The sequence below is a fragment of the Pseudomonas sp. LS1212 genome (assembly GCF_024741815.1).
GTDB lineage: Bacteria > Pseudomonadota > Gammaproteobacteria > Pseudomonadales > Pseudomonadaceae > Aquipseudomonas.
The window spans coordinates 3,251,802-3,274,791 of record NZ_CP102951.1 but is presented as its reverse complement, the minus strand read 5'-3'; the positions used below and the strand labels follow the sequence as shown (position 1 = coordinate 3,274,791).

Sequence of the window (22,990 nt, the reverse complement as noted above, 5' to 3'; positions counted from 1 at the left end):
AAAAGTATCCATGAACCCATAGAAAGCACGGGCCCATAGAGATACTGTTGGTCATGATTTCAACCAGTTCTTTCACTGGTCCTACCAGTTTCAGGAGGGCGTCAATGCCAAATGGCAGTGTGGGCAAGCAGGGCAGGCCGCGAGTGGCTGACCAGGTGGCAGAGTCCATAGAACGGCTGATAGTCGATGGCGTTCTCAAGGTCGGTCAGGCACTCCCCTCCGAGCGACGGCTGGTGGAGAAACTGGGGTGTTCGCGGTCGGCTCTGCGGGAGGGATTGCGCGTGTTGCGTGGGCGCGGCATCGTGGATACGGAGCAGGGCCGTGGCTCGTTCGTGGCGGACTTGAGTCGCGTAGAGGACACGACGCCATTGATGCATTTGTTCAGCTCACAACCGCGCACACTCTTCGATTTGTTGGAAGTGCGCGCGTTGCTTGAAGGCGAGTCCGCGCGCTTGGCAGCCCTGCGTGCCACCGACGTTGATCGGTTGCTGATAAAGCGGCGTTACGAGGAGATGATTGCGGCTCATGAAGGGCCGCATTCACATGATCCGAGGGAACATGCGCGACGTGATCATGCATTTCATCAGGCGATCAGTGAGGCTGCCCACAACCCCGTTCTGGTTTACACCCTGCAATCACTCAACGAGCTGATGCTGAGTACGGTGTTTGCTTCCGTGAACAACCTTTACGACAGGCCGGCACAGAAACGCCAGATAGACCGGCAACACACGCGCCTCTACCATGCGGTCATAGAGCAACTGCCGGAACAGGCTCAGCGTGCAGCGCGCGAGCATATACACGGCGTGCGTGACAACTTGCGAGAAATCGAGCAGGAAGAGCAACGACTGGTTCGGGCTACCATGCGCCTGGAAGGCTGGAAGTAAAAAGTGGCCGGGAAAGTGGTGTTGTAGCCATCGCTGGCAAGCCAGCTCCCACAGAGGTATTGCGTACGTAGCTGTACTTTGTGGGAGCTGCGGTGCGACGACTCGACTTGCCAGCGATGAGGCCCGAACAGGCCCCCATCATCCCGGCCAAACAAATGACTTACTTATCGCGAATCGAGAAATTCGCCATGTGCTCCAGCCCCTTGATCAGCGCCGAGTGGTCCCAGTTGCTGCCACCGATGGCCGCGCAGGTGCTGAACACCTGTTGCGCGTTGGCGGTGTTGGGCAGGTTGATCGACAGCTCGCGCGCACCCTGCAGGGCCAGGTTCAGGTCCTTCTGGTGCAGGCTGATGCGGAAGCCCGGATCGAAGGTGCCCTTGATCATGCGCTCGCCGTGCACTTCGAGGATCTTCGACGAAGCGAAGCCACCCATCAGCGCTTCACGCACCTTGGCCGGGTCGGCGCCGTTCTTGGCGGCGAACAGCAGGGCCTCGGCGACGGCCTGGATGTTCAGGGCGACGATGATCTGGTTGGCCACCTTGGCGGTCTGGCCATCGCCGTTGCCGCCGACCAGGGTGATGTTCTTGCCCATGCTCTGGAACAGCGGCAGTGCGCGCTCGAAGGCATCGGCGTCGCCACCGACCATGATGCTCAGGGTCGCGGCCTTGGCGCCGACTTCGCCACCGGAAACCGGTGCGTCGAGGTACTGCGCGCCCTTGGCGTTGACCTTGGCGGCGAAGCCTTTGGTCGCGGATGGCGAGATCGAGCTCATGTCGATGACGATCTTGTTCGGGCTCAGGCCGTCGGCGATGCCGTTTTCGCGGAACAGTACGTCTTCGACCTGCGGGGTATCGGGCACCATGATGATGATGAATTCGGCTTCCTGGGCCACTTCCTTCGGGTTGGCCAGGGCCACGGCGCCTGCGGCGATCAGGTCAGCCGGTGCTGGATCGTGGTGGGCGGACAGGAACAGGCTGTGGCCTGCCTTCTGCAGATTGAGTGCCATGGGGTGGCCCATGATGCCGGTGCCGATAAAGCCGATTTTAGCCATGAGAATTGCCTCTTTTCTTGTAAGGGGGCCGATGTAGCCGCTGCCGAAGGCTGCGCTCGCCTGCACAGCAGGCGCAGGATCTCAAGATCGCCGGGGAGCCCCAGCGGGACTCCAGCGCAGCCTGCGGCAGCGGCTACAGGTGTTCAGTCAGTCGGGGCCAATCGGCGCCCTGGTTTCAGATCACGTTATGGGTTTTCAACCAGCCCAGGCCGGCTTCGGTGGTGGTCAGCGGCTTGTATTCGCAGCCCACCCAGCCCTGGTAGCCGATGCGGTCCAGGTGTTCGAAGAGGAAGCGGTAGTTGATCTCGCCCGTGCCCGGCTCGTTGCGGCCGGGGTTGTCGGCCAGCTGGATGTGGTTGATCTGCGGCAGGTGCGTGGCCATGGTCCGCGCCAGGTCACCTTCCATGATTTGCATGTGGTAGATGTCGTATTGCAGGAACAGGTTGGCGCTGCCGACCTTCTCCTGGATCGCCAGGGCCTGGCGGGTGGTGTTCAGGTAGAAGCCGGGAATGTCGCGGGTGTTGATCGCTTCCATGACCAGCTTGATGCCGGCCGCTTGCAGCTTGTCGGCGGCGTACTTGAGGTTGGCGACGAAGGTCTCTTCGACCACGGCGCACTCAAGGCCTTGCGGACGGATACCGGCCAGGCAGTTGACCTGGGTGTTGCCCAGCACCTGGGCGTAGGCGATGGCCAGATCCACGCCAGAGCGGAACTCCTCGACGCGGTCCGGGTGGCAGGCGATCCCGCGCTCACCCTTGGCCCAGTCGCCGGCAGGCAGGTTGAACAACACCTGGGTCAGGCCGTTGGCATCGAGTTGTGCCTTGATGTCAGCCGAGGTGAAATCGTACGGGAACAGGTACTCGACCCCGGTGAAGCCGGCATCGGCGGCAGCCTTGAAACGGGCGAGGAAGTCCTGCTCGGTGAACAGCATGGACAGGTTGGCGGCGAAACGCGGCATGGTTGTCTCCTTAACTCAATTATTCGTCTTCAGGAACATAACTATCTCAATCCAGCAGCATGATTGAAGTAGGTGCATCGTTGCCGACCAGGGCCAGGTCTTCGAATTCGTTGACCGCATTGATCTCGGTGCCCATGGCTATATTGGTGACCCGCTCCAGAATAATCTCGACCACGACCGGTACCTTGAACTGGGCCATCAATTCCTGGGCCTTGCGCAGCGCCGGCTGGATTTCGGCCGGTTCGAACACGCGCAGGGCCTTGCAACCCAGGCCTTCGGCGACGGCGACGTGGTCGACGCCATAGCCATTGAGTTCCGGTGCGTTGAGGTTCTCGAACGCCAGTTGTACACAGTAGTCCATGTCGAAGCCGCGTTGCGACTGACGAATCAACCCCAGGTAGGAGTTGTTCACCACGACGTGGATGTATGGCAGGTGGAACTGCGCGCCCACGGCCAGTTCTTCGATCATGAACTGGAAGTCATAGTCGCCGGACAAGGCCACGACCTTGCGCGCGGGATCCGCCTTGACCACGCCCAGGGCTGCCGGAATGGTCCAGCCGAGCGGGCCGGCCTGGCCGCAGTTGATCCAGTGGCGTGGCTTGTACACATGCAGGAACTGCGCGCCGGCAATCTGCGACAGACCGATGGTGCTGACGTAGCAGGTGTCCTTGCCGAACACCTGGTTCATCTCTTCATACACACGCTGCGGCTTGACCGGCACGTTGTCGAAGTGGGTCTTGCGCTGCAGGCTGCCTTTGCGCTGCTGGCAGTCTTGCAGCCAGGCGCTGCGGTCCTTGAGCTTGCCGGCGGCTTTCCACTCGCGTGCCACTTCCAGGAACATGTCCAGGGCAAAACCTGCATCGGAAACGATGCCCAGGTCCGGGGTGAATACGCGGCCAATCTGGGTCGGTTCGATGTCGACGTGAATGAAGCGGCGGCCTTCGGTGTAGACGTCGACCGAACCGGTGTGACGGTTGGCCCAACGGTTGCCGACACCCAGAACCACGTCGGATTTCAGCAGGGTGGCGTTGCCGTAGCGGTGCGAAGTCTGCAGGCCGACCATGCCGACCATCAGCGGGTGGTCATCAGGAATAATGCCCCAGCCCATCAGGGTCGGGATGACCGGGATGCCGGTCAGTTCAGCGAATTCCACCAGCTTGTCGCTGGCATCGGCGTTGATGATGCCACCACCGGCAACCAGCAACGGACGTTCAGCGGTGTCGAGCATGGCCAGGGCTTTTTCGACCTGGATGCGGCTGGCGGCCGGCTTCTGTACCGGCAGCGGCTCGTAGGCTTCGATGTCGAATTCGATTTCGGCCATCTGCACGTCGAACGGCAGGTCGATCAGCACCGGGCCTGGGCGGCCGGAGCGCATTTCGTAGAAGGCTTTCTGGAACGCGTAAGGGACCTGGCCGGGTTCCAGTACAGTGGTCGCCCACTTGGTCACCGGCTTGACGATGCTGGTGATGTCGACGGCCTGGAAGTCTTCCTTGTGCATCCGTGCACGGGGTGCCTGGCCGGTAATGCAGAGAATCGGGATGGAGTCGGCAGAGGCGCTGTACAGGCCGGTGACCATGTCGGTGCCGGCAGGGCCGGAGGTGCCGATGCACACACCGATGTTGCCGGCCTTGGTGCGGGTGTAGCCCTCGGCCATGTGCGAGGCGCCTTCAACGTGGCGAGCGAGGACGTGATCAATACCGCCGACTTTCTTGAGGGCAGAGTACAGCGGGTTGATGGCTGCACCGGGAATGCCAAAAGCGGTATTTACACCTTCGCGGCGCATCACCAGGACGGCAGCTTCTATTGCTCTCATTCTGGCCATCTTGTTCTCCTTTGAGTCAGTCGATATTTTTGTAATGGATGCCAGTCTGGATTAGCCTATAACCCAGTAGAACCCCTAAAAATTAGATTCTGTCGATATAAAAGGTATCGAATGGGCCGTTACACAGAGTGGAGTAGCTTCGTCCAGGTCGCCCAGAAAGGTAGCTTCGCGGCTGCTGCTTTAAGCGAGGGAGTGACGGCGGCAATCCTCGGTCGACGCCTGGATGCACTGGAAAAACGCCTGGGCGTCAAGCTGATGCACCGGTCGACCCGCGGTTTGCAACTAACCGAACTGGGAGAGCATTTGCTGGAGAGAGCAAAAGAGCTGCTGCGCGAATTCGATGACGTGGAAGCGGACATCAGCAGCCGTGGTTCCATGGTGAAAGGGAACCTGCTGGTGTCAGCGCCGGCCTCCTTCGGCAGGCACCATGTCGCCCCACATGCCGTTGGCTTCCAGGCGCAGTTCCCCAACCTCAAGCTGGTATTCAACCTGACCGACAGCGTGATCGACCTGGTGAACGAGGGCTATGACTTGAGCATCCGCATCGGTGAGGTGACTGACCCAAATTATGTGGCAGTCCGGCTATTCCCCAATCGGCGGGTGGTCTGCGGCACTCCAGAATATTTCGCCAGGCACGGCAAGCCTTCGACGCTTGAGGATCTGGCCGATCACAACTGCCTGGCATTCACGCTGCAGGGTGGCCAACAGCGCGGCTGGACCTTCCTGCGAGACGGCAAGCAGGTCGCAATGAAGGTCAGCGGCAATCTCGCCTGCAATGACGGTGAACTGCTGTTCACCTGGATGCGCCAAGGGCTCGGGATTGGCTGGCGCTCCACCTGGGAAATCTATAACGAGCTCAAGAGCGGGGAGTTGGTAACGGTGCTTGATGAGTTCGCGATGCCTAACTACGACATTCAAGCTGTCTATCGCCAGCAAAGCTTTCTGCCGACAAAAATACGTTACTTCATTGATTATCTGAAGTCGGTCTACAACTCACCCGGCTACTGGGAAAAGCACTAGGTTGCACTCAGTTTTCGCGGCCGCCGGCAGATCGTCGAGCGCGGCTGCATTCAACGGGTCCAGGCATTGAACATGTTCCTGGCTGAGATCTACCACACAAGGCTCGGTAGGCGGCTATGACTCACCGTTCGAAGAAGCTGTCGCGCAGGGTTTGCGACGCAAAGGCTGGCAGGTCGTCCCGCAGCTCGGCGTATCCCGTTTTCGTATCGACCTCGGTATCGTTCATCCGGACAGGCCCGGCGACTACCTGGCTGGCGTCGAGTGCGATGGTGCGACTTAACATAGCGCCGCCACGGCCCGCGATCGGGACAAGGTCCGCAGCGCGATGCTACAAGGTCTTGGCTGGAAACTGGATCGACTCTGGTCTACCGAGTGGTGGGTGGACATGACCGGCGCGCTCCAGCGCCTGCATGGGGCACTTGAGGCGTTGCTTGCGCGCTCGCGTGCCGAGGTGTTGCCCGTTGAGCCGGCGTTGCCGGCGGCATCACCCGCGCTGACGTTCACCAAGGGCGAGATGCAAGAAGACAAAACGGTGTTTCAAGTTGAAACGGTCGAGAAGTCGTCGACGACAGCTGACATCGAAGAGCCGCAACTGCGAGTTGCCCGAGCGGGTACGACTGCCAAGCCTGTACGGGGTGAATATCGGGTTGCCGACCTGACAGCCATTGGCGAGCGCATCAATGCCGACCTGTTTCATTTCCCGGAATACACCTCGGTATTGATGGAGGTAATCCACTACGTGCTGCAGCAGGAAGCCCCCATACTCGACTCGCTGTTGGTTCAGCGTATTGCCAGAGCCCATGGGTTTCAGCGCTCGGGACGCTTGATCCGCGATCGGGTGCTGGAGCTGGCCGAGCGCAACCACCATCTGCAGAAAGCCGGCCCTGACGAGCAGTTTGTCTGGCACTCGCAGGAAGATGTGGCGACGTGGTCATCCTACCGGGTGCCGGTCTCGGCCAATGACGCGAGATCCGTGGAGGAGATCGCCGCCGAAGAGCTGCGGGTGGCGGCAGCCCTCGTCGATGCGGGGGATCAGGCGTTGGAGATTGCTCGTTTGCTGGGCGTGAAGCGCCTGACCGGTCCTGCCCGGGAGCGTATCGAACGCGTTCTGCAGGAACGATTCGGGTGAAGGGGAAGAGTTTAGTGCTCAGGTAGATTCCGACTACACCTGCATGTTCTCGTTCCCACGCGCGTTGGAACGAGAGAGTGGGCCCGGGCGTCGGGTCCAGTCGAAGGCGCTATGTCGCGTTATCCCCTTGCCCGACGACCTTGAAGCTCAGGCACACCCTGGTTCCTTTCTGCTCGCGGCTGGTCAGGCTGACGGTGCCGCCGAAACGTTCCATGATCTGCTTCACCATGGTCAAACCAATTCCAAGCCCACCGTGCTTGGTGGTGTAGAACGATTTGAAGGCCATCATCTCCTGCTGCCGTGACATTCCCATACCGGTGTCATCGAGGGTGAGCTGTAGCCATTGACGACTTTCGTCCAACTGGGCCTGGATCACCAAACGACCGCCGTCCGGCATGGCCTCGATGGCATTAGCAATCACGCTGTTGAGTACCTGGGCGAGCAACAGCTGATGGCTGACCACCCGTGGTGTTGGCTCGTCGATGACCTCGACCTGGATGTTCGATCTGCTTAGCTGCTGGTCGAAGCCGTTCAAGGCGTCGTGCACGGCCGCCATTGGCTCTATCTGTTCCGACTCTCCGCGCAGGGGACGCAGGCACAACAGCAGGTCACGCACCCACCCCGACATCCGATCGACCTGACTAATGATATCGGCGTTGTACTGCTGTGCCGGCTGGCCTAGCACTACCTGGGCCAACTCGGCGCTGGATCGGATGGAAGCCAGGGGGTTACGAAGGCTGTGGGCTACAGCGGTGGACATCTCGACCAGGCCAACATAGGTTTTGTTGGCAACCAGTTGATTCTGCTGAGACGCCAGCAGGGCCGAGGCCCGGCGAACGATCCAATAGAGTGCGAAATAGATCAGAAAGCCGCCGATTGCGGTGGCCAGCCAGATTATCCTGTAGCCACGATTGACCCTTTCGATCAGGTCGACCGGTTCCTTGTAAATCTCGACCATCGCCAGGACATTGCCCTGATCATCCATCAGGGGGATGTAGTTCTCGATGAAGAACATGCTGGGCGCGCGCAGGAATTGCTGCTCGCTACGGCCTTCCTCGACTTCGCTGTATTTGGCGAAAACCTGGCCCCTGGAGTTGAATGCCTCTTCAAGCGCCTCATCGTCGGTAATCCGCTTTCCAACAAGCTGCCGATTGGTCGACCAGACGACAACCCGAGCGGGTGAGTAAATGGTGGTCAGGAGGGAGTCGGGCAGGTGGGTGAGGTGGTCGAGAAACTCCGAGCGCGCACGATGTCGGTTCTGCGTTGTTTCGTCGGTCAGCATTGCGTACTGGGCGGCGGCGAGGACATCGCCTATCTGCATTCCGGTGAGCCCGTGATGGCGAATTTCACCCTGTGCCACCGACTGGATGAACTGCGCCGACAGCATGGCATCGCGCTCGAGGCTTTCGTTTACCAGAAAGCGGGTCGAAATGGTGCCCAGCCCGAAGGCCACAACACTGATGATGATGAAACTGATCAGCGAAAACCACCGCAGCAGGTTGAACGGCTCGGTGGGAGCAATTTGGGTCGCCTGTTGCGGCTTCACATACCTGGACCAGACCGACGCTGCACTCATGGGATGTCCCTATCACGCTCTGTTTCTGCCTTTATAGCAGTGTGAATCACCACCGGTGGCGGTTTTTCAAATTCTTCCTGAACCACTGCATAAAAGGGCTTGGTTTATCGATCAAACATTAATATGAATGAGTCTCATTTAAGTTGGTTTTTGATGCGGGACCTCCTGATATGAGTGGTGCAGCGATGCTGGCGGAGCAAACCCTCCAAGACCTGTTTCGCGACCACAGCAGCTGGCTGGAGAGCTGGCTGCGGCGACGCATGGGCAAGCGGCTGCTGACTAATTTTTACAAGCGTCGCAGTCTGGAGCAGGCATACCTCAATGCCCTGGCATCGCTGCCCGAAGACTGTGTGCCGTCACCCGAGCAGCGCTGGTTGTTGCTCGAAACCCTGCAAGCGCTGGATGAATTGCTCGACGGGCTGCCGGCGGCATTACAGCGGGCGTTTCTTTGGAGCCAATTGGAAGGGCTGGGTTATCAGCAGATCGCCGAGCGCTTGCGGGTGTCGGAGCGCACCGTCAAACGCTACATGGCGCAAGCCTACGAGCATTGCCTGCTGGTGGAACTGTGATCAGCCCGGCACCCTCGACCGAAGCCCGCCAGGTAGCGCGGGCCGCTGCACAATGGATGGCATTGCTGGAGTCCGGTGCCGCCAATGAACAGGGCCGAGCCGCTCTGCAGCGCTGGCGCGAGCGTTGTTCCAGCCACGACTCCATTCGCGGGCTCAGCCTGTTCAACAGTGACGTGTCCTACGGTGGGCTCTACGGGATCCTGCCGACCTATGCGATCGATGTCGAAATCGCCGAGCACGTGGATATTCTCATGGGGCCGGGTGCATTACTGGCGGGTATCGCGCCTCGCGGCAGCGTGGGTGGCAGCATCAACGTCGAGCCCAAACGTGAAAGCAATGCACCGATTACCGAAATCACCGGCAGCTATGTGTCTGCCGGGCAGGTCGGCGGTGCCGTGGATGTCGGCCGACGCTTCGGGGACGACCAGCGCTTCGGCGTGCGCTTCAATGGCGTGCGCCTGCCCGGCGACACTGAATGGGATCACCAGCAGATCGAGCGTGAAACCGGGGTGATCGGCCTGGACCTGCGCGAAGAACGGGTACGCCTGTCCATGGACCTGGGGTATCAGGAGCGGCGCGCGGATGCGCCGCTCGAACGTGTCGAAGTCGCGGCCGGGGTGAAGATGCCCAAGGCTGAAGACATCGACCACAACTTCGCCCAACCCTGGACGTACTCTCAAACCAGGGACACCTTCGGCGCCCTGCGCTGGTCTATGCCGCCGCCGGGGCGCGCAAGGGCAACTACGACTTTCTCCGTCATGCAGTGCAGGTCAACAGGGATAACGGCGACTTGAACCTCACGCCGCGCACTTTCCGCCGCGATGAAGACGTCAAGACCGCCACTGTCGGCTTGCGCAACGGGTTCAACACCGGGCCGGTCGGCCATACCGTGAACCTGAGCCTGAATCGCTTCGATATGGATTTCGACAATGCCGGTGAGCGCTACGCCCGCAGCACCAGCAATCTCTATGAGTCTGTTGAAGTGCCGCGTCCTGGGCAGCCGAACTTCTTTGATATCAGTACGCATACCGATCAGCTGTCCCTGTACAGCAATTACATGGAGGGCCCGACCCAGGGTGAAACGGCCCCGACCACAGCCAATAACCCCAACGAGGTCTTCGCGCCGTATCGCAGCAAACAACTGGAGGTCGGCGCCAAATACGACCTGGGCAGCTTTGCGGTCACCACAAGCCTGTTCCGTATCTGCCAAGTTAGGCCTGGCACCTCAACGGCTCTTGGCAATGATTCTGGCATTGCGCTCGTTGCGAAAGGTCAACTGCTCGATTGGTTTGAGGCTGTGCCGGGCTTCTTCACGGGCGGCAAGAATGACGCCGTGCTGCGGGGACTTGGCGCACACCGGATCGGCATTGCTGGCGTCGCCTGTGAGCATGAAGGCCTGGCAACGGCAGCCGCCGAAATCGCGCTCTTTCTCGTCGCAGGAGCGGCAGGGGTCGGGCATCCAGTCGTAGCCGCGGAAACGGTTGAAACCGAAGGATTCGTACCAGATGTGGTGCAGGCTCTGCTCGCGCACGTTGGGGAACTGCACCGGCAGCTGCCGGGCACTGTGGCAAGGCAGCGCGGTGCCATCCGGGGTAATGTCGAGGAACAGGTTGCCCCAACCGTTCATGCAGGCCTTGGGTCGCTCTTCATAATAGTCCGGGGTGACGAAGATCAGTTTGCAGGGATGATTCTCGGCGGCAAGCCGGGCCCGATATTCATGGGTGATGCGTTCGGCACGCTGCAGTTGCTCGCGGGTGGGCAATAGCCCGGCGCGGTTCAGCTCGGCCCAGCCGTAGAACTGGCAGGTGGCAAGCTCGACGAAATCCGCCTCCAGGGCCAGGCAGAGTTCGATGATGCGCTCGATCTGGTCGATGTTGTGCCGGTGGGTGACGAAGTTGAGCACCATGGGGTAACCCTGGGCCTTGACCGCCCTCGCCATCGCCAGCTTCTGGGCGAACGCCTTGCGCGAGCCGGCCAGCAGGTTGTTCACGGTTTCGTCGGCAGCCTGGAAGCTGATCTGGATATGGTCCAGCCCGGCCTCCTTGAAGGCGGCCATGCGCGCCTCGCCCAGGCCCATGCCGGAGGTGATCAGGTTGGTGTAGTAGCCCAACTCGCTGGCGGCGCGAATCAACTCTTCCAGGTCCTGGCGCACCAGTGGTTCGCCACCGGAGAAACCCAACTGCGCCGCGCCCAGCTCACGGGCCTGGCGGAACACGTCGATCCACTCGGCTGTGCTGAGTTCCTCGCCCTGCCGGGCGAAATCCAGCGGGTTGGAGCAATAGGGGCATTGCAGGGGGCAGCGGTAGGTAAGCTCGGCCAGCAGCCACAGCGGCAGGCCGACCGCCTGCTCAGGCGAGTTGGATCCAGAATTGTTCACAGGCGATCTCCATGAAGTACACGACGTCTTCGGCCAGCTCCAGTGCGTCCGGGTAGCGGGTGCTGAGCTGCTGGATGATGGACGCCACGTCGCTGCGGCCATCGATCAGGGCTGTGATGATGGCGGCACTCTCGTTGAGCTTGATCATGCCCTCCGGGTAGAGCAGTACATGGCCTTGCTGGGCCGGCTCCCATTGCAGGCGATATCCGGGGCGCAGGCTGGGGACGCGCTGCAGGTCGAAGGTGCTCATAAGCATATGCCTCGATGCCAGACCCGCTCGAGGGTCACTGTGTGGTAAGGCGGGCGGTCAAGCTCGTAGGCCATGCTCATGGCATCGAGCATGCTCCAGAGCACGTCCAGCTTGAATTGCAGGATCTGGAGCATGCGTTGCTGGGCCTCGAAACTGCAGTAGTGTCCCAGGGTGATGCGCAGGCCGTGCTCCACGTCGCGGCGCGCTTCTGTGAGGCGCTTGCGAAAGTAGTCATAGCCGACCGGGTCGATCCAGGGGTAGTGCTGCGGCCAGCTGTCGAGCCGTGACTGGTGGATCTGCGGGGCGAACAGCTCGGTCAGCGAGCTGCTGGCCGCCTCCTGCCAGCTGGCCCGACGGGCAAAGTTGACGTAGGCGTCCACTGCGAAGCGCACGCCCGGCAGCACCAGCTCCTGGGAAAGCACCTGCTCACGGTCCAGGCCCACGGCCTCGGCCAGGCACAGCCAGGCCTCGATACCGCCGTCCTCGCCCGGCACGCCGTCGTGGTCGAGGATGCGCCGGATCCATTCGCGGCGAGTATCAGGGTCCGGGCAGTTGGCAAGGATCGCAGCATCCTTCAGGGGAATGCTCACCTGGTAATAGAAACGGTTGGCCACCCAGCCCTGGATCTGCGCGCGGGTGGCCCGGCCCTCGTACATGGCCCGATGATAAGGGTGGTGGATGTGGTAGCAGGCGCCCTTCGCGCGCAGGGCCTGCTCGAATTCGATGGGGCTCATGGGCGTGGTCATGGCCGGTTCCTCATAGCACGATGCTCATGCCATCCCAGGCGACTTCAATACCGTGGCGGTCCAGTTCGGCACGCTCGGCAGAGTCCTCGTCCAGAATGGGGTTGGTGTTGTTGATGTGAATCAGCACCTTGCGTTGCCGGGGCAAGCCGGTCAGGACATCGATCATCCCACCGGGGCCACTCTGTGGCAGGTGGCCCATTTCCCGGCCGCTGCGGGTGCCGACGCGCTGGTGCTGCATTTCGTCGTCGCGCCAGAGGGTGCCGTCGAGCAACAGGCAGTCCGCTTCGGCCATCCACGCCAGGAGCTGTTCGCCACCTGGCCGAGACCTGGTGCGTAGAACAGCCGGCCGCCGCTGCGCAGGTCCTCGACCATCAGCCCCAGGTTGTCGCCGGGGTGCGGGTCGTGGCGATGAGGCGAATAGGGGGGTGCCGCGCTGCGCAGGGGTATCGGGGTGAAGCGCAGGGCCGGGCAGGCCGGGATTACGAAGCTGGCGTGCAGGTCGATGCGGTTCCACAGCAGGCCGCCATTCCAGTGCTCGAGAATGTTGAAGAGCGGAAAGCCGCTGGTCAGGTCCTGGTGGACCATGTCAGTGCACCAGACCGGGTGCGGGCACCCCTCGCGCAAGCTGAGCAGGCCGGTGACGTGGTCGATTTGACTGTCGAGCAGGATAATCGTGGCCAGCGCGGTATCGCGCAGGGCCCGGCCCGGTTGCAGGGGGGCGAAGGCCTGCAGTTGCGCGCGGATGTCCGGCGAGGCGTTGCAGAGAATCCAGTTCACCCCGTCATCAGACAGGGCGATGGAAGATTGGGTGCGCGGCTTGGCGCGAATCGTACCGTCGCGTACGCCACGGCAATTGGGGCAGTTGCAGTTCCATTGGGGGAAACCGCCGCCGGCGGCTGAGCCGAGTATCAGGATATGCATGCGGGGTGATGGCCGGCTTTGAGGAACAGCGTCAAAAAAGGACCCTGGCGAACCAGGGCCAAGCAAGCGAAGCTGCGCCATGGAGCCCGGCGCAGCGTCTCGCGGAGCATCAGCGATTGGCGAAGTACATCGTGACTTCAAAGCCAATGCGCAGGTCGGTGTAGCTCGGTTTGGTCCACATGGTTGCGTCCTCTGGTTCGTCGGATGGGTACATCAATGGAAGAAGCCTTTGACCTCAAGGCGTGGCCTTGGTGGCCGTCTGTTGTTGCGCCTTGGCGTAGTCCGCATATTCGCGGCTCATCACGTAGAGCTTGATCTTCTCGACCTCGTCCGGCGTCAGCGTGTCCTTGAAGGAGGGCATGCCCAGGGGGCGCAGCACGCCGTCGAGAACGATCTGTTGGAACAGGTTGCGGTGCGCCTCATCGGATTTGCGCAAGTCCGGCACCAGGCCGCCGCTGACCGCCCCCACGCCGTGGCAGACGGAGCAGTAGCTGCCGAACAGCTGTTGGCCGGCGGCGAGCGTGGTGGCTGGCGCTTCGACGGGCTTGGGAATGCGGGTTTGCGCTGCGACCTTCTTCTGCGGCAGAGGCGGCAGGGTTGCCTGGCCACCGAGCTTGAACACCAGCAGGCGGCTGACATTGCCGACCCCCGGCGCAAGCGCCGCATCGCCGCCGATCAGTGGCGCGACGCCACCCCAGCCGGCCATGATCGCGACGTATTGCTCACCCTTGTAGCTGTAGGTCATGGGGGCGGCGACGATGCCGGTCTGCGCCGGGAATGACCAGAGTTTCTCGCCCTTGTCCGCCGAGTAGGCCAGCAGGTCGCCGGCCGCCGTGCCCTGGAATACCAGATTGCCCGCGGTGCTCAAGGTGCCGCCGTTCCAGTAGTGAGGGTAGGGAACGCGCCAGGCTTCCTTCTGTTTGACCGGGTCCCAGGCCAGCAGGGCGCCGGAGACTGCCTCGCGGGGGATCTCGGTCGCGTCGGAGAACCCTGCGCCGGTGTTGAAGCCCTTGCGTTGAACGAAGTCCTTGCTTTCGTTGCGATAGACGCCCGGGATTTCCTGGTAGGGGATGTAGACCAGGCCGGTTTGCGGGTTGTAGGACATCGAGTGCCAGCTGTGGGCGCCGAAGGGGCTGGGCCACATCACGATGGGCTCCTTCTCGTAGCGCACGCCGGGCGCCTCCACCGGACGGCCGGTGGCCAGGTCGATCTTCTCGGCCCAGGTTACCTTGCCGAATTTTTCGGCGCTGAGCAGCTTCCCGGTTTCGCGGTCCAGTACATAGAAGAAGCCGTTTTTCGGGGCCTGCATCAGCACTTTGCGCGGCTTGCCGTCGACTTCCAGGGTGGCCAGGGTGATTTGCTGGGTGGCGGTGAAGTCCCAGCTGTCGCCCGGGGTCACCTGGTAGTGCCAGGCCAGCTTGCCGCTGTCGGGGTGGACGGCGAGGATCGAGGACAGGTAGAGGTTATCGCCGCCACCGGGGCTGCGCAGCTCGCGGTTCCAGGGCGAGCCGTTGCCGGTCCCGACATAGAGCAGGTCCAGTTCCGGGTCGTAGGCCATGCCGTCCCAGACGGTACCACCACCACCGGACTTCCAGTACTCGTCGCCTTTCCAGGTCTTGGCCGCTTCGGCCAGTTCCGGATGCTCGTAGGGCTTGTTCGGGTCGCCAGGCACGGTGTAGAAGCGCCAGGCCATGTCGCCGGTCTCGGCGTCGTAGGCGGAGAAATAGCCGCGCACGCCATATTCGGCGCCGCTGGTGCCGATGATCACCTTGCCCTTCACCACGCGTGGGGCGCCGGTGATGGTGTAGGGCTTGCTGTTGTCAGTGGTCTGCTGGCTCCAGACCTGTTTGCCGGTCTTGGCGTCGATGGCGATCAGCCGGCCATCAAGAGTGCCGATATAGACCTTGCCGTTCCACAGCGCGACGCCGCGATTGACCGCGTCGCAGCAGGCGTCGCGGGCCTTGCCGCGCTCGATCTGCGGGTCGAAGGTCCAGAGCACCTTGCCGGTGCTCACATCCACGGCGATGGCCCTGCTCCAGGACAGCGACGCGTAGAGCACGCCGTCGGAGAACAGCGGCGTGGCTTCCAGGCCGCGATGGTTGTCCAGGTCGATGAACCAGGACAGGCCAAGCTTGCCGACGTTCTCGGCGGTGATCTGCTTCAGCGGGCTGAAACGTTGTTCATCGTAGGTGCGGCCGTGGCTGAGCCACTGGCTGCCGTCCTTTTCGCTGGCGACGATGGCGGGCTGGTCGACCTGTGCGGCATCGACCGCCGGGACGAGCAGGGCGAAGACCAGCAATGCTGCGAGGCTGGACCGGTTACGGGTTGCAGGCTGCGTCTTGAACATTTACGCAGTACTCCTTGGTTGCTTGTTATTGTCGGAGTGTTTGGCACACCTGAGGGGATCGGGCGGTATGGCGGCCAAGTGTCAGAACACCTGCAGCAGGCGCAGGTTGATGCGGTCGTCCTCTTTGAAGCCGTTTTCCACGGACATGTCCTGCCCGTAATTGACCAGCAGTTGAGTGCTGGGAGTGACGAACCAGGAGGCGCCCACGGTGAACTTGCTGGTGTCGGGCCTGTCGTCCAGGTCGAAGCCATTGACCTCGTTTTCGCCGCCCCAGAGTTTCGAGACCCCGGCGCGCACGTCGAAGCGATTGGTGAAGTTGTAGCGCAGGAATGCCTGGCCCTGGAACAGCTCCTGCTGCTTGAGGGAGGCGCCCGCCGGGCCGAAGTCGTCGTTCTCACCGAAGAAGGTCACGTCGCCGACAAGGTCCAGGGTGAGCTTTTCGGTCAGCCCGGTGATGTAGCCGGCCTGGAGGGCGAATTTCCACCGGTTGTCACCCAGGTTGACTGCGCGATCATTGTCGTAGCTGCCGGTGGGCAGGTACAGGAAAGGCGTGATGCCGAAGTACTGACGCTTGGCCGGGTCGTTGAGCAGCCAGACGGTGGCGGCAAGGATCAGGTCGCCAGTGCCGCTGTCGTGGCCCAGTCCCTTGGTATCGTCGGTGGCCCGTACGTTGCCGAAGGGCAGGAGAAACTGGGGGTCGACAATGTAGTCGCCCAGCTTCATGAAGTGGACGCCCCGGAGGATGCCCACGTCCGAATTCAGGCCGGCGTCCACTGGCACCTTGTGGCCGTCGGCGTACACTTCATTGCGTTCGGCGTGCTGGTAGTAGACAAGGGCCAGGTTAGTGCCTTCGGGCAGAGCCGTATAGTCGCCCGCATCCACGTCCACAGCCAGGGCGCCGGGAACGATGCCGGCGGTCAGGCCGAGCAGGGAAGCGAGTGCCAGGCCCTTGGCCAGGGCATGTTTTTTGCGCGCATTGCGCAGACTGCCGAATCGAGCGGTGCCGCTCCGTGTCATGACATCACCTTTTTATTGTTTTTGTTTATCATCGGTCTGGGTCCTGGCCTTTACTTGCGAGAAGCACCAGAGACTCGAGAGTGATTGAGCAGAACCTGTGCCATGTTTTTTGTGCTTGAAATAATGATTAAAAATCAATGGCTTAAATAACAATAATTTTTATGGTTGGCGTCTTCCGGAAATGTTCGCCTGTCTCGCTGTCTCACTCTGAGTCAGTTGCGACAGCCGGGGCTGTACCGGTGTGATACAGCCGTTTCGAGGCATGAGCCATGAACAAGCCCGATGACCCCCGCCCTGCCAGAGCCAGCGCCCTGGCCGCATTGGGGGATCGCACCCTCGACTCCCAGCTGATTGCGCGCTCCTGGGAGCGATCCCACCACTACGGCTTGTCCACCTGCGACCGGGTGCTGTTCGACGCGCCGGTCGTGGTGCGCCCCAATGAGATCCAGGACCACGGCGGATTGCTGCTCGGCGCGGCAAAGCCCGAAATGGAACAGCTGCACGCCTCCCTGGCGCCCAATGACTGGGTCCTGGCCTGTATCGACATGGAAGGGGTAGTGCTCAACTCCGTGGGCAAGGGCAACAGCGCAAGCCAGGAGCTCAACCGGGTGTTCCGCACCGGCGTGCAATTCCTCGAGACCCTGGTGGGCACCACCGGCCCCAGCTGTGCGCTGGCGGAGAAGGAAACGGTGGTCATCAGTGGCGCCGAGCACTACCTGGAAGAAGCGAGGCCCTTCACCTGCATGGCCACGCCGATCTTCGGCCTGGACGGTGAGATCGTCGGGGTGCTGGATGCCAGCCGCAAAGGTGCGAACACCTCGCTCTACACCCTCGAATCGCTGGTGATTGCGGCTCGCGCCATCGAGCGGCGGATGTTCATGCAACTGGGTGACGTACTGCTGGTGCACCTGCATTACCGGCTGGATATCCTCGGCACGCCGTTGGAAGGGCTGCTGGCCTTCGACCCGGCGGGCAAGCTCAGAGGGGCCAACCGCATTGCCATCCAGCTCATGTCGCCTCAAGGCATCAAGCCGGGGATGGACTTCAACGAGCTGTTCGACATGCCCTTTGCCCATGCTGCCTGCTATCGCCGCTATGACCTCAGCGTGCCTTTGCGCATGCATACCCACTGGGGCAGCCAGCTGCACGTCTGCCTCACCACGGCGCCGGCCAGAAGCGCTCGGCCTGCGCCCCAGCCGCTGCGTCCGGCCATTACTGCCGAGCCGCCGCAACTGGCAGCCGGTGGGCCCTGCCTGGAGGACCCGGCCCTAAAGGCGGCCCTGGAGCGTGCGCGCAAGGCCTTCGCCCGGGATATTCCGGTATTGATCAATGGCGAAACCGGTACCGGCAAGGAGGTGTTCGCGCGCCTGCTGCACGAGGGCAGCGCCCGCGCGGGCGGGCCTTTCGTGGCGATCAACTGTTCTTCGATACCGGCCAGCCTGATCGAATCCGAACTCTTCGGTCATGTCGAAGGCGCCTTCACCGGCAGCCGCAAGGGCGGCGCCATCGGCAAGATCGAGCAGGCCCACAAGGGCACCCTGTTCCTCGATGAAATCGGCGACATGCCGCTGGAACTGCAGGGCCGGCTGCTACGCGTGCTGCAGGAACGAAGCCTGAATCGCCTGGGCAGTACCCAGACGGTCAAGGTGGATTGTGCGCTGGTCTGCGCGACTCACCGCGACTTGCTGCAGTTGTCGCAAGAACAGGGTTTTCGAGAGGATCTCTACTATCGGATCAACGGCCTGCGAGTGACCTTGCCGGCTCTGCGCGAACGCACCGACCTGGCGGTGTTGATCCAGCACCTGCTACAGGCCGAGACGGCCTCCCATGCACCATTGGTTCTGGAAGAGACGGCCTTGCAAGCCCTCCTGGCCTATCGCTGGCCGGGGAACATTCGCCAGCTCCATCAGACCTTGCGCCTTGCCGCAGCGCTGGCCGAAGACGATGGCCGGATCGGCTTGCAGCACCTGCCTGATGAGCTGCTGCAAGCCACCCCGACACCCGTCGAGGCGGCGCAATCAAGTGCGGATCAGGCGCGGGGGGAAGGTGGCGATACCCTGCTGGCGTCCGAGCAGCGGGCGATCCGCGCGGCCATCAAGGACTGCCAAGGCAACCTCTCCGCCGCCGCCCGCGCCCTGGGTATCGGCCGCGCTACGCTCTACCGCAAGCTCAAGCAGATGGGCGAGCAGGGAGCTTCGCCGGAGTGAAAGGGGGAAGGGGTGAAGGAAGACCGTTCACCCCTGGCCGTCAAAGCTTGATCAATACCGACTTGAGCTCGGTGTAGTGCTCGATCGCCGCCGCGCCCATCTCGCGTCCAACGCCCGACAGCTTGTAGCCGCCGAACGGCAAGGCCGGGTCCAGGGCGCTGTGGCAGTTGACCCAGACCGAGCCGGACTTGATGCGCGGGATCATCCGGTGCACCGCCGACAGGTCATTGGACCAGATGCTGGCACCCAGGCCGTAAGGGTTGTCGTTGGCCAGGCGCACGGCTTCGTCGATATCGTCGAAGGGCATGGCCACCAGTACCGGGCCGAAGATTTCTTCTTGCACCAGGCGGTGCTTCTGGTCGACGTCAACGATCACCGTAGGCTTGACGAAATAGCCGGGGCCGAACCCCTCGCCACCACAGGCGATTGTGGCGCCCAGTTCGCGGCCGAGCTCGATGTAGTGGGTGACGCGGTCCTGCTGCTTGGCGGAGATCAACGGGCCCATGTCCACGCTCGGGTCCAGGCCGTTGCCCAGCTTCATGCCATTGGCGATGCCGGCGATGTCGGCGACCACGTTGTCGAAGTGCTTGCGATGAACGTAGAGGCGCGAGCCGGCGCAGCACACCTGGCCATGGTTGAAGAAGATGGCGCTGGCGGCGCCGGCGGCGGCCTGCTGCAGGTTGGCGTCGGCCATCACGATGGTCGGCGATTTGCCACCCAGTTCCAGGGTTACGCGGGTCATGTTGTCCATGGCGACCTTGCCGATCTGCTTGCCGACTTCGGTGGAGCCGGTGAAGGTCAGCTTGTCCACGCCCGGGTGGCGGGTCAGGGCGCCGCCGGCGTTCAGGCCGGTGCCGGTCACCACGTTGAACACCCCGGCCGGGTAGCCGGCTTCGAGCACCAGTTCGGCCAGCTTGAGGGCGGTCAGTGGGGTTTCGTCGGCGGGCTTGAGCACCAGGGTACAGCCGGTGGCGAGCGCCGGCCCGAGCTTCCAGCAGGCCAGCAGCAGCGGGAAGTTCCAGGCGACAATGGCGCCGACCACGCCTACGGCTTCACGGCGGATGAAGCCGTGGAACTGGCCGTCCGGCATCAGCGGCAAGGAGGGGGCAACGGTCGCGCCTTCGATCTTGGTGGCCCAGCCGGCCATGTAACGCAGGGAGTCGATGGCCAGTTGCACATCCATCACACGGGCCACGGCGGCGCTTTTGCCGTTGTTCAGGCATTCCAGTTCGGCCAGTTCCTGGGCGTCGCGCTCCATCAGGTCGGCCAGGCGCCACAGCAGGTTCTGCCGCTCACGCGGACGCATGCGGCTCCAGGGCGAATCATCGAAGGCCTGGCGGGCGGCCCGTACAGCGCGGTCGACATCCTCCGCGGCGGCCGAGGGCACTTCGCCGAGGATTTCGCCGGTGGCCGGGTTGCGAAAGCTCATGGTGTTGCCGCTGGCGGCATCCAGCCATTGTTCGCCGATCAGCATCTTCAGTTTGCGACGGACGAAGGCTTGGGTTTGCGGGAGGGTGGATAGGGGATGCATAGGGAGGCCTCTTGTTATTGGTATCGGGCCGATGGCTGGTGCAACGCTTGTGCCAGCGCCAGGGGATAGGGTTCAAGGCACGGGATAACCGCGTCTTGCCTTACCGCAGGTCTGTATCACTTGCTGGAGTGTTGTGTTGAAGTGAGGCAGTTGTCTCGCAATGAGACAGTTGATGTATCGCTTGGCGTGCTGCGAAAAAAAAGCGCCGGAAACAAACGAGGCCGCCAATGCGACCTCGTTTGTTTACCCTCATTCCTTGCGTAACAGCACCTTCGTCACCCGGCGCTCTTCGACCGAGGCCACGGTCAGGTTCCATCCCTGCCATTGGATTTCGTCACCGATCATCGGCAGGCGATCCAATACGCTGACGACAAGGCCGGCCAAGGTCTGGTAGTCCTCGGTAGCAGTCGCCAGAAAGCCGATTCGTTCACGGAGCTGGCTGAGGTTCAGTGCGCCACTGACGATGAACCCACCATTGTCATCAATGATGTCGGGACCTTCGATTTCACTGGCATCAGGCAGCTCGCCGGCAATGGATTCGAGAATGTCCGTCATGGTGAGAATACCCGTGAAGTCGCCGAACTCGTTCACCACAAAGGCGATGTGGGTCGACTCTTTGCGCATCTGCTCCAGGGCATTGAGAATCGTGAAGCTCTCCAACAGGTTGATGGCCTTGCGCGCCATGTTTTCGAGGTTCGGCTGGTTGCCTGAGAGCATCACCTTCAACAGCTCTTTTTTGTGTATGAACCCGAGAGGCTCGTCGACTCGTCCCTCACGGATCAGTGGCAGCCGCGAGTAAGAGGAATGCATGAGCTCCATGCGAATCTCTTCCGGGTCGTGTGACAGATCAATGTAATCCACCTCTGTGCGCGGGGTCATCACCGTACGGATCGGGCGCTCGGCGAGCTGAAGCACACCGCTGATCATCACCCGTTCCCGGCGGTCGAACACCGCCTCGGTATGGCTGCCGCCGAGCATGTCAGCGATTTCTTCACCGACCTCATCGGCCCCCAACTGTCGACCACCGAGCAGGCGCATGACGGCGTGCGCAGTGCGCTCACGCATCGGGCGATGGCCCTGCAGGGTCTTTTTACGACGCGATCGGGCAATCTGGTTGAACAACTCGATCAGGATAGAGAAACCAATCGCCGCATACAGGTAACCTTTCGGTATGTGGAAGCCCAGGCCTTCAGCCGTGAGGCTGAAGCCGATCATCATCAGGAAACCCAGGCACAGCATGATCACGGTCGGGTGAGCATTGACGAAATTCGTCAGCGGCTTGCTGGCGATGATCATGAGGCCGATCGAGAACACCACGGCGATCATCATCACAGACAGGTGTTCAACCATACCCACGGCGGTAATGACCGCATCGAGCGAGAACACCGCGTCCAGCACCACGATCTGCGCCACGATGGGCCAGAACAGGGCGTAGGTTCCATTGCTCGTGCGTTCGGCGACGTGCCCTTCGAGTCGCTCGTGCAACTCCATGGTCGCCTTGAACAGCAGGAACACACCACCGAACAACATGATCAAGTCACGTCCGGAGAAGGTCTTGTCCAGCACCTCGAACAAAGGCTGGGTCAGCGTCACCATCCAGGAGATGCTCGCCAGCAGCCCCAGGCGCATCAGCAAGGCAAGGGAAAGGCCGATGATGCGTGCGCGGTCTCGCTGCTCGGGCGGCAGTTTGTCCGCCAGAATGGCAATGAAAACCAGGTTGTCGATGCCAAGCACAAGCTCCAGCACAATCAGTGTGAGCAGGCCAAGCCATGCCGTCGGATCAGCTATCCATTCCATGGGAAATTATTCAGTCTCTCGAGGTTTTCGGGTGTAGGAAATAGTAGTTACGTCGACCAGACGTGCATGCGCAAGGAGGCGTGCCGGAAAAGCAAGCGACTGTGTTTTGGCGTTGAGGGGGATTGGCAGCCAGGGCGTGCGCTGGCGAACGGAATCTGTACGAAGGCGAGGGCTTTGCGCAAAAGAGCTACAGGGAGGCTCCAGAAGGGTGTTCATATCGACCTGATATTACTTTGGGAAAGCAATCCTACAGTGTGCGAGGTTTTTTCTTGCGCCGAAATTTATTGCAAAGTTTTGCGGCGTTTTGGCCAGGGCCTTGGCGCAGGGATAGAAAATACTCCCCCCACATGTGGGGGATTTCCCCTGACATGGATAGATTCGGGGGGCGACGTCCTCATCTTGAAAATCTTCATCGAACGCGCAGGGCAAGGCCCAGGGCCACTGGCGACCCTTTACCTCGCGTCCGGATTCTCGCGTGGCGTAGAAATTGCTCTCCCTGCAGAAACGCTTTGCACAAAGCCAATCATGGAGCTTAACGATGGCCTCATTGGAAATCACCCGAGAACTACTGTACCTGCTGGACCGCATTCATGAAGAATGGCGCACCAGCATCAGGTCCGACGACATACACGTGGCCCAGCACGCCCGAATTCAACATGCAGTCTACAAAGGAATACTGGTGGATTATCTGGACGAGGCTATTGAAAGAACACTGCAACGCTCACCCCAAAGGCCTGACGAATAATGCTCGTACCGGTCATCTACCACACGTCAGCCTGAAAGGGGGG

17 protein-coding genes and 3 pseudogenes are annotated in these 22,990 nt (G+C 61.6%); 7 read left to right on the top strand and 13 right to left on the bottom strand.

Annotated features, from left to right (window positions below):
• Positions 1-104 precede the first annotated feature (104 nt).
• A complete protein-coding gene (gene glcC, locus NVV94_RS15290; RefSeq protein WP_258443235.1) occupies positions 105-884 on the top strand; it encodes a transcriptional regulator GlcC in 780 nt (259 codons plus the stop codon).
• Positions 885-1,044: 160 nt separating this feature from the next.
• Here the strand turns inward: glcC and NVV94_RS15285 are convergent, their stop codons facing one another.
• The 3 genes from NVV94_RS15285 to gcl form a co-directional block, all read right to left on the bottom strand.
• Positions 1,045-1,935, bottom strand: a complete 891-nt coding sequence (locus NVV94_RS15285) for a 2-hydroxy-3-oxopropionate reductase (RefSeq protein WP_258443234.1) — start codon at positions 1,933-1,935, stop codon at positions 1,045-1,047.
• A 175-nt stretch (positions 1,936-2,110) separates the two neighbouring features.
• The gene (gene hyi / locus NVV94_RS15280) at positions 2,111-2,893 is read right to left on the bottom strand and encodes a hydroxypyruvate isomerase (protein ID WP_258443233.1); all 783 of its coding nucleotides are present in this window, start codon (positions 2,891-2,893) and stop codon (positions 2,111-2,113) included.
• Positions 2,894-2,939: 46 nt separating this feature from the next.
• Positions 2,940-4,715, bottom strand: coding sequence for a glyoxylate carboligase (gene gcl / locus NVV94_RS15275; protein WP_258443232.1), 1,776 nt, complete (start codon positions 4,713-4,715; stop codon positions 2,940-2,942).
• Between the two features lie 111 nt (positions 4,716-4,826).
• On the opposite strand from gcl, the gene NVV94_RS15270 reads away from it, so the two are divergent.
• Both NVV94_RS15270 and NVV94_RS15265 read left to right on the top strand, forming a co-directional pair.
• Positions 4,827-5,735 (top strand): LysR family transcriptional regulator, encoded by a 909-nt coding sequence (locus NVV94_RS15270; RefSeq protein WP_258443231.1) that lies wholly within the window; start codon positions 4,827-4,829, stop codon positions 5,733-5,735.
• Between the two features lie 82 nt (positions 5,736-5,817).
• Positions 5,818-6,864: pseudogene (locus NVV94_RS15265) on the top strand (DUF3320 domain-containing protein); the annotation flags it as partial.
• 109 nt (positions 6,865-6,973) lie between these two features.
• On the opposite strand, the gene NVV94_RS15260 reads toward NVV94_RS15265, so the two are convergent.
• Positions 6,974-8,440 (bottom strand): HAMP domain-containing sensor histidine kinase, encoded by a 1,467-nt coding sequence (locus NVV94_RS15260; protein WP_258443230.1) that lies wholly within the window; start codon positions 8,438-8,440, stop codon positions 6,974-6,976.
• A gap of 170 nt (positions 8,441-8,610) precedes the next feature.
• On the opposite strand from NVV94_RS15260, the gene NVV94_RS15255 reads away from it, so the two are divergent.
• Positions 8,611-9,009, top strand: a complete 399-nt coding sequence (locus NVV94_RS15255) for a sigma-70 family RNA polymerase sigma factor (protein ID WP_258443228.1) — start codon at positions 8,611-8,613, stop codon at positions 9,007-9,009.
• A 140-nt stretch (positions 9,010-9,149) separates the two neighbouring features.
• Positions 9,150-10,219 (top strand): annotated as a pseudogene (locus NVV94_RS15250) (TonB-dependent receptor domain-containing protein); the annotation flags it as partial.
• 15 nt (positions 10,220-10,234) lie between these two features.
• Here the strand turns inward: NVV94_RS15250 and pqqE are convergent.
• The 7 genes and pseudogenes from pqqE to NVV94_RS15215 form a co-directional block, all read right to left on the bottom strand.
• On the bottom strand, positions 10,235-11,386 hold the full coding sequence (gene pqqE, locus NVV94_RS15245; protein ID WP_258443227.1) for a pyrroloquinoline quinone biosynthesis protein PqqE: 1,152 nt from the start codon (positions 11,384-11,386) through the stop codon (positions 10,235-10,237).
• Entirely contained in the window at positions 11,358-11,636 is a 279-nt protein-coding gene (pqqD, locus tag NVV94_RS15240; RefSeq protein ID WP_258443226.1) for a pyrroloquinoline quinone biosynthesis peptide chaperone PqqD, read from the bottom strand. Before pqqD ends, pqqE begins: the two co-directional genes overlap by 29 nt.
• The gene (gene pqqC / locus NVV94_RS15235; protein ID WP_258443225.1) at positions 11,633-12,382 is read right to left on the bottom strand and encodes a pyrroloquinoline-quinone synthase PqqC; all 750 of its coding nucleotides are present in this window, start codon (positions 12,380-12,382) and stop codon (positions 11,633-11,635) included. Before pqqC ends, pqqD begins: the two co-directional genes overlap by 4 nt.
• A gap of 10 nt (positions 12,383-12,392) precedes the next feature.
• A pseudogene (gene pqqB, locus NVV94_RS15230) lies at positions 12,393-13,303 on the bottom strand (pyrroloquinoline quinone biosynthesis protein PqqB).
• A gap of 109 nt (positions 13,304-13,412) precedes the next feature.
• Positions 13,413-13,484 (bottom strand): pyrroloquinoline quinone precursor peptide PqqA, encoded by a 72-nt coding sequence (pqqA, locus tag NVV94_RS15225; RefSeq protein ID WP_063607997.1) that lies wholly within the window; start codon positions 13,482-13,484, stop codon positions 13,413-13,415.
• A 54-nt stretch (positions 13,485-13,538) separates the two neighbouring features.
• Positions 13,539-15,650 carry a PQQ-dependent dehydrogenase, methanol/ethanol family gene (locus NVV94_RS15220; protein ID WP_258443224.1) on the bottom strand — a complete coding sequence of 704 codons (2,112 nt, stop codon included), beginning with the start codon at positions 15,648-15,650 and terminating at the stop codon, positions 13,539-13,541.
• Between the two features lie 81 nt (positions 15,651-15,731).
• Positions 15,732-16,667 (bottom strand): transporter, encoded by a 936-nt coding sequence (locus tag NVV94_RS15215; protein WP_258443223.1) that lies wholly within the window; start codon positions 16,665-16,667, stop codon positions 15,732-15,734.
• Positions 16,668-16,936: 269 nt separating this feature from the next.
• Here NVV94_RS15215 and NVV94_RS15210 point away from each other — a divergent pair, with 269 nt between their 5' ends.
• Entirely contained in the window at positions 16,937-18,874 is a 1,938-nt protein-coding gene (locus NVV94_RS15210) for a sigma-54-dependent Fis family transcriptional regulator (protein ID WP_258443222.1), read from the top strand.
• A gap of 40 nt (positions 18,875-18,914) precedes the next feature.
• On the opposite strand, the gene NVV94_RS15205 is transcribed toward NVV94_RS15210, so the two are convergent.
• Positions 18,915-20,405, bottom strand: a complete 1,491-nt coding sequence (locus tag NVV94_RS15205; RefSeq protein ID WP_258443221.1) for an aldehyde dehydrogenase — start codon at positions 20,403-20,405, stop codon at positions 18,915-18,917.
• Positions 20,406-20,654: 249 nt separating this feature from the next.
• Entirely contained in the window at positions 20,655-22,202 is a 1,548-nt protein-coding gene (locus NVV94_RS15200; protein ID WP_258443220.1) for a TerC family protein, read from the bottom strand.
• Between the two features lie 538 nt (positions 22,203-22,740).
• Here NVV94_RS15200 and NVV94_RS15195 point away from each other — a divergent pair.
• Entirely contained in the window at positions 22,741-22,947 is a 207-nt protein-coding gene (locus tag NVV94_RS15195; protein ID WP_258443219.1) for a hypothetical protein, read from the top strand.
• Positions 22,948-22,990 lie beyond the last annotated feature (43 nt).